Here is a 6,731-nt window from a genome sequence, read left to right as displayed (position 1 = left end):
GGCGATTCCGGACACACTTTTTGACCCTTAACCCTAAAATCGCAGGTTCAAGGCCTGCCCCGCGCGGTGGGCGAATCCAACCCAGCGAAAGGGGATTGCCATGACCGCATCCGATTCCCAGCGACAGGTCCGCAAGGAAGCCGACCGCTTCGTCATTGAGGTGGACGGCGAGCAGGCAGGCTTCGCCGCATTCGAGGACACCGACGGCGTCCGCGACTTCAATCACACCGTCGTGGACCCGGCATTCCGGGGCCAGGGACTATCAAAGCCCCTCATCGCAGCGGCATTGGATGCCACCCGCGAGGAGGGGCTGAAGGTTCGCCCGACCTGCTCGGCCGTGGCGGGATTCGTCGAGAAGAACCAGGACGATTACGGCGACCTCGTCGTCGAGTAGGTCCTAGACGGCGCCGTCGACGTCGTTATCGGGGCTTGACGGGGCGGCCTTCGAGCCGTCGCCACCGGCCGCGCTCGGGGGCTCATTCGCGGTATTTTTTCCCGCGTCGCCCGATCCCTCGGCGGGGCTCCTCTTCTGCATTTCCGCGACCCAGTGCACCGCGTCCACCAGCGGGGTGCGCTGGTCCTTCTGGCGCGGGCGCACCTTCGCCGGGATACCGGTGAGGATCGAGTCAGCGGGCGCGTCCTTCGTCACGACGGCGTTGGCACCAATGGCGGAGTTATCGCCAATCGTGATCGGGCCCAGCACCTTCGCGCCCGCGCCCACAGTGACACCGTTTCCGATCGTTGGGTGGCGCTTCGTCTGAGTCAGCACCTGTCCGCCGAGGGTCACCCCGTGGTAGAGCATGACGTCGTCGCCAATCTCCGTCGTCTCGCCGATGACGATGCCCATGCCGTGGTCGATGAAGAAGCGCCGACCAATCGTCGCACCAGGGTGAATTTCGATGCCCGTCAGGAAGCGGGTGAACTGCGCCAGGATTCGCGCTGGCCCCTTCCAGCCGCGCTTCCACATCTTGTGGGACACGCGGTGCGCCCAAATGGCGTGGAGCCCGGAGTACACGATGGCATTTTCCAGATCGCCTCGTGCGGCGGGGTCGTGCAGGCGGGCGTTCTTCAGATCCTCCCGGATCGTGGCAAAAATGCTCACGCGCGATCCTCTTTCTTCACATCGATTTTTTGCTCCCTGTGCTGCCGGGTTGGGTGTCCCAGCGGGCCATTTCATCAGTTGGAGGGAAGCATACTCATCATATGCAGCACGCCACCGCCGTGGCGTATTCCCGAAACTTTAATTCCGGATGCCAACGGCGGTGGCGTGCAGAGGTTGAGCGGGCTGGATCCGGGGTTCGAATGAGCCCGGATGATTGCCTCTGTTAGTCGCGCAGGTCCTCGAAGAGCAGGGTGGAGACGTAGCGCTCACCGAAGTCCGGCAGGATCGCGACGATGGTCTTACCCTCGTTCTCCGGCTTCTGAGCCTCCTGCAGTGCGCCCCAGACGGCTGCGCCGCCGGAGATGCCGCCCAGGATGCCCTCGGAGACCGCGAGCTCGCGGGCAGTCTTCACGGCCTCCTCGAGCGGAGCGTCGATCACGCGATCGAGGACATCCTTATCGAGGGTCTCCGGGAAGAAGTTGGTGCCCAGGCCCTGGATCTTGTGCGGGCCGAAGCGGCCCTCGGTCAGCAGCGGGGAATCCTCCGGCTCGACGCCGACGATCTCGATGCTCTCCTTCTTCTCCTTCAGGTACTTCGCGGCGCCGGAGATGGTGCCACCGGTGCCGATGCCGGCGACGAAGATATCCACCTTGCCGTCGGTGTCCTCGAAGATCTCCGGGCCCGTGGTCTCGTAGTGCTTCTTCGGGTTGGCCGGGTTCTTGAACTGGCTAGCCAGGATGGAGTTCTCGGTGGACTCGACCAGCTCATTAGCCTTATCGACAGCGCCCTGCATGCCGGCGGAACCTGGGGTGAGCACCAGCTCGGCGCCAAGAGCGCGCAGCATGATGCGACGCTCGTTAGACATCGTCTCTGGCATCGTGAGCACAACCTTGTAACCGCGAGCCGCGCCGACCATGGCCAGTGCGATACCGGTGTTACCGGAGGTTGCCTCGATAATGGTGCCACCCGGCTTGAGCTCGCCGGCGTCCTCGGCAGCCTGAACGATAGCCAGACCAATACGGTCCTTCACGGAGTTGCCTGGGTTGGCGGCCTCGATCTTCAGCAGCACATCAGCCTTGTAACCCTCGGTGAGCTTGTTGAGCTTGACCAGCGGAGTATTGCCGATGAGTTCGGTGATGTTCTCGTAAATCTTTGCCATTTTTCTGGTTTACCTTTCCTGGTTGCGAATCAGCCTGAAGTGAAATAGACTGATCTGTCTACCCGTTATGATACCCGCCCTTGGGGTTGTGAGGCAATGGTGAAGACGGGAATTGGCCAAGCTGGTGACGTCCCTAACAAAAATGGGCACAATGGGCAGCGGAAGAAAACAGCGAAACAGCTTCATCCGCATACCCCAGAAGAAGAGAGGTCACGATGAGCGAGAACGTCATCCTCACCAGCACCAATAACCGCGTCGCCACGATCCAGCTCAATCGCCCGGAGGCGCTCAACGCGCTCAACAGCGAGCTCATGCACGCCGTTGTGGACGCGGTTGAGGGCTTCGATCAGGATCCGAATATCGGCGCAATTGTCATCACTGGCAGCGATAAAGCCTTCGCCGCGGGCGCTGACATCAAGCAGATGCAGTCCGAGACCTACCCCGAGATCCGTCAGAAGAAGATGTTCCTGGAGTGGGAGCGCGTCGCGCAGGTCTCCACCCCAATCATCACGGCTGTCAACGGCTTCGCGCTCGGCGGCGGCTGCGAGGTCGCAATGATCGGCGACATCCTGCTGGCGAGCGAGAAGGCCAAGTTCGGCCAGCCGGAAATCACCCTGGGCATCATCCCGGGCATGGGTGGCACCCAGCGCCTGACCCGCGCGGTGGGCAAGGCTAAGGCGATGGATCTGATCCTCACAGGCCGCATGATGGATGCACAGGAAGCGGAGAGCTCCGGCCTCGTATCCCGCGTGCTGCCCGTCGAGGGCTTCGACGAAGCGGTCCAGGAAGTCGCCGCCAAGGTTGCGGGCATGTCCAAGGTTGCTACCACCGCCGCGACCGACATGGTGGACGCCGCCTACGAGACCACCCTGCGCCAAGGGCTGCTCAGCGAGCGCGATGCGTTCTGGTCCCTGTTTGCCACGGAGGATCAGAAGGAAGGCATGGCCGCCTTCGTGGAGAAGCGCAAGCCGGAGTGGCAGCACCGCTAAGGATCGCCGTTCGTCCGGCGGTTGCGGGGTGAGCGGGCTTAGGCTTTGAGAAAACGACGGGGCACACTAGGAAACATGGCTAAGAAGAAGACCTTCAAGAGGACGATCGCGCTCTCGCCAGCAGAGGCGCACGGAGTGTTGAGCAGCGAGGAGTACCTGCTGCACGTAGACCAGCCCACAGATGGCTCCACGGTCGAGATTGTCGACTCGGACATCGCCCGGACTCCGGAGGGGCAGGTCACAGCCCAGCTTCAGGTCGAGATCACACCTGCAGGAGCTGCAGCCGAAGGCGCCGGGGCGGCTGCCGAGGCGGCCGACGGGGCTGCGGGCGAGTCGGGCGAGGGGCAGCCGAAACAGCCGATGCGTCTCCAGCAGACCACCACGGTGGAACCGCTGACGGGGGAGACCTGCGTGGCCGAAACCGCCATGCCCCTCCCGCAGGGGCTGGGGGAGATGCGCATGCTCTTCACCTACACGCCTCAGCGCAAGGACCCGCAGTCCAGCGACGTTGTTATCGAAGTATCGGTGGACGTGAGTGTCCCAGTTCCGATGGTCGGCGGCATGATCGCGCGCAAGATCCTGGGCGATGCGGATAACACCATCGACAAGGGCTTGGCGCGCATCGAAGCGGAGGGGCTATCCCGCCGCTAGCGTGAAGAACCGGGTGAGTGGGGTCCAGCGTATGGATCCTGCTAACCGCCTGTGCGTTCCCTGATGAAGGGCTTGGCGTACGGGCGGTTTTCGCTTTATCGGGGGGATTTTGGGGGTAGTTAGCGGGTGATCTATACTTTGCTTGACTACCTGCTAGCCCCTAAAAGGGGGAGTGTTTGGTGGAAAAACTTCGGCCCGTTTTGGCGCCCCGCGCCGGCCGGGCCGCTGAGTAACAGTGCCAGGAGCATCGGCCGCGCTAAACCGGTGCTCGTGGTTGGTCGCTGGGGAAGCGCCGCGCCCTGCGCGGTGGACTTCCCACGCACAAGGGAGTGATCCGTGGAAAAGCGGCGTCTTAGCGATGACGATCAGGCAGTCCAGAAGGCTCTGGACTACCTCAAGGCGCAAACGGCAATCCCCGTCACCATGTACGGGGAAGTCAAAAGCCCGAAGAAGCTCCAGATCGTCAACTGGATCGGGCTTCGTACCCCCGCGTTGGAAAACCTCGAGGTGGTCAGCGCAGCAGGCGTCGGTGGACGCGTTATGGCCACCCGGCGTCCGGTAGGTGTCTCCGACTACACCCGAGCCAAGGCCATCAGCCACGAGTACGACTCCCTCATTTGCGATGAAGGCCTGCACTCGCTCGTTGCCGTGCCAGTGATCGTGAGCCGTTCGCTACGGGGCGTTCTTTACGCCGGCATCCACTCCCGAGCTCGCCTGGGGGATAAGGTCCTGGAGGAAGTGACCATGACCGCCCGCTGCCTCGAGCAGGAGCTCGCTATCACCGAGGCGATGCGCGAGCGTGCCTCCGGTGAGCCCGCGCAGGCAGCCTCGGAAGGCAAGTCCGCCGAGGATGCCCCGAAGCCCTCCGGCTCGTTGAATAGCGCCGAATGGGAGCAGGTCCGCGCAACCCACTCCAAGTTGCGCATGCTCGCCAGCCGAGTGGAGGACGAGACCCTTCGCCGCGACCTGGAGGCACTGTGCACCCAGATGGTCTCCCCAGTCCGCGTCAAGCAGACCACCAAGTTGTCTGCCCGCGAGCTGGACGTCCTGTCCTGCGTCGCCCTCGGCCACACGAACGTCGAGGCCGCGGAGGAGATGGGCATCGGCGCGGAAACCGTGAAGAGCTACCTGCGCTCCGTCATGCGCAAGCTTGGTGCCCACACCCGCTATGAGGCCGTTAATGCTGCCCGCCGCATCGGCGCCCTGCCTTAAAACACCGCTCTGCTTTAAAAACACAGTGGTCACGCGGAGCCTCCGCCGTCCCGCTTGATATCCGGGCCACACGCCACGGGGCGTCGGTCGGCAGCTCTGGAAGGTTTTAACGCGTATCCTTGGCTGTTGTGAACGACAGTTTTGTGGTGAATGGAGGCGCCCGGCTGCAGGGCGCAGTGAAAGTCAGCGGCGCGAAAAACAGCGTGCTTAAGCTCATGAGCGCCGCCATGCTCGCCGAGGGCCGGACCGTCCTGAAGAACTGCCCGCAGATCTCGGACGTCCCCTACATGGCGGACGTCCTTCGGGGCCTCGGCTGCGACGTCGAGCTCGACGGCGGCACCGTCGTCATCGACGTCCCGGCGGAGATCAATCACGACGCCGACTTCGACGCTGTCCGCCAGTTCCGCGCATCCGTCGCCGTCCTTGGCCCACTGACCGCACGCTGCCACCGTGCGCGAGTCGCTCTCCCCGGCGGCGACGCCATCGGCTCCCGCCCCCTCGATATGCACCAGACCGGACTGGAGACGCTCGGAGCCACCACCCGCATTGAGCACGGTTGCGTGGTTGCAGAGACCAGTGGCCTGCACGGAGCTGAAATCAAGCTCGACTTCCCCTCGGTCGGAGCGACGGAGAACATCTTGACCGCAGCGGTTCTGGCTAATGGCGTCACCGTTTTGGATAACGCGGCCCGCGAACCGGAAATCGTCGACCTGTGCAACATGCTCAACGAAATGGGCGCGAAGGTCGAGGGCGGGGGATCGAACGTCATCACCGTCACCGGGGTGGAGAAGCTGCACCCGGTCGAGCACGAGGTGGTCGGTGACCGCATCGTCGCCGGCACGTGGGCGTATGCTGCGGCGATCACCCAGGGGGACGTCACCGTTGGCGGCATCGACCCGCAGCACCTGCACCTTCCGCTGGAGAAGCTCAAGCTCGCCGGCGCACGCGTGGAGACCTACCCGACTGGCTTCCGCGTGGTGCAGGAATCTAAGCCCACCGCGGTGGATTATCAGACTCTTCCTTTCCCCGGCTTTCCGACTGATCTGCAGCCGATGGCGATCGCGCTTTGCGTGGCCTCGGAGGGAATGAGCGTGATCACGGAGAACATCTTCGAATCCCGCTTCCGCTTCGTCGACGAGCTCGTCCGTCTTGGCGCGGACGCCAGCGTCGATGGTCACCACGTGGTTATTAGGGGAGGACGTCAGTTGTCGTCTGCACCGGTGTGGTCCTCGGATATCCGTGCCGGGGTGGGGCTGGTGCTCGCCGGGCTGATTGCCGATGGTGAGACCGAGGTCCACGACGTCTATCACATCGATCGTGGCTACGAGGACTTCGTGGGCACGCTGCGTAGTCTCGGCGCGGACATTCGCCGCGTGGAGCGCTAATAGCGCAGTCGGACACCGCTCAACGCGGGACATAAGCACCAACACCCTGGGTCGGAAGGAACTCTGACCTGGGGTTTTGTGTTTGTTGTGGGCTGTGTGTAGATTATTGATCTGCAAGGTCGCCGGCGCTGATGCCGGGTGGTTGGATTTCCCTTTCGGTCTTGTTTTCTTATCACTGTCTTTGGTGAACAGAGAAGTTATCGTGAGTTTTTCTCCGGTTTGCTTCTGGTTCA

Annotated in this window: 6 protein-coding genes and 1 pseudogene; 5 read left to right on the top strand and 2 right to left on the bottom strand. The window is 63.1% G+C overall.

Features of this window, described 5'->3' with window-relative positions; genetic code table 11:
* Positions 1 to 100 precede the first annotated feature (100 nt).
* The gene (locus HMPREF3088_RS09030) at positions 101 to 394 is read left to right on the top strand and encodes a GNAT family N-acetyltransferase (protein WP_070759603.1); all 294 of its coding nucleotides are present in this window, start codon (positions 101 to 103) and stop codon (positions 392 to 394) included.
* Positions 395 to 529: 135 nt separating this feature from the next.
* Here the strand turns inward: HMPREF3088_RS09030 and epsC are convergent.
* Positions 530 to 1,102: pseudogene (gene epsC, locus HMPREF3088_RS09025) on the bottom strand (serine O-acetyltransferase EpsC); the annotation flags it as partial.
* Between the two features lie 223 nt (positions 1,103 to 1,325).
* A complete protein-coding gene (gene cysK / locus HMPREF3088_RS09020; RefSeq protein ID WP_070759599.1) occupies positions 1,326 to 2,261 on the bottom strand; it encodes a cysteine synthase A in 936 nt (311 codons plus the stop codon).
* Between the two features lie 215 nt (positions 2,262 to 2,476).
* On the opposite strand from cysK, the gene HMPREF3088_RS09015 reads away from it, so the two are divergent.
* From HMPREF3088_RS09015 to murA, 4 genes are all read left to right on the top strand, one after another.
* On the top strand, positions 2,477 to 3,250 hold the full coding sequence (locus HMPREF3088_RS09015) for an enoyl-CoA hydratase-related protein (protein ID WP_070759597.1): 774 nt from the start codon (positions 2,477 to 2,479) through the stop codon (positions 3,248 to 3,250).
* Between the two features lie 75 nt (positions 3,251 to 3,325).
* A complete protein-coding gene (locus HMPREF3088_RS09010) occupies positions 3,326 to 3,901 on the top strand; it encodes a DUF2505 family protein (protein WP_070759595.1) in 576 nt (191 codons plus the stop codon).
* Positions 3,902 to 4,237: 336 nt separating this feature from the next.
* Positions 4,238 to 5,113, top strand: a complete 876-nt coding sequence (locus tag HMPREF3088_RS09005) for a LuxR C-terminal-related transcriptional regulator (RefSeq protein WP_070759592.1) — start codon at positions 4,238 to 4,240, stop codon at positions 5,111 to 5,113.
* A gap of 128 nt (positions 5,114 to 5,241) precedes the next feature.
* Entirely contained in the window at positions 5,242 to 6,498 is a 1,257-nt protein-coding gene (murA, locus tag HMPREF3088_RS09000) for a UDP-N-acetylglucosamine 1-carboxyvinyltransferase (RefSeq protein WP_070759590.1), read from the top strand.
* Positions 6,499 to 6,731: the final 233 nt, after the last annotated feature.

It is taken from the genome of Corynebacterium sp. HMSC22B11, assembly GCF_001815965.1.
GTDB lineage: Bacteria > Actinomycetota > Actinomycetes > Mycobacteriales > Mycobacteriaceae > Corynebacterium.
The sequence above is the reverse complement of the archived record's forward strand: the minus strand, read 5'-3'. Positions and strand labels throughout refer to the sequence as shown.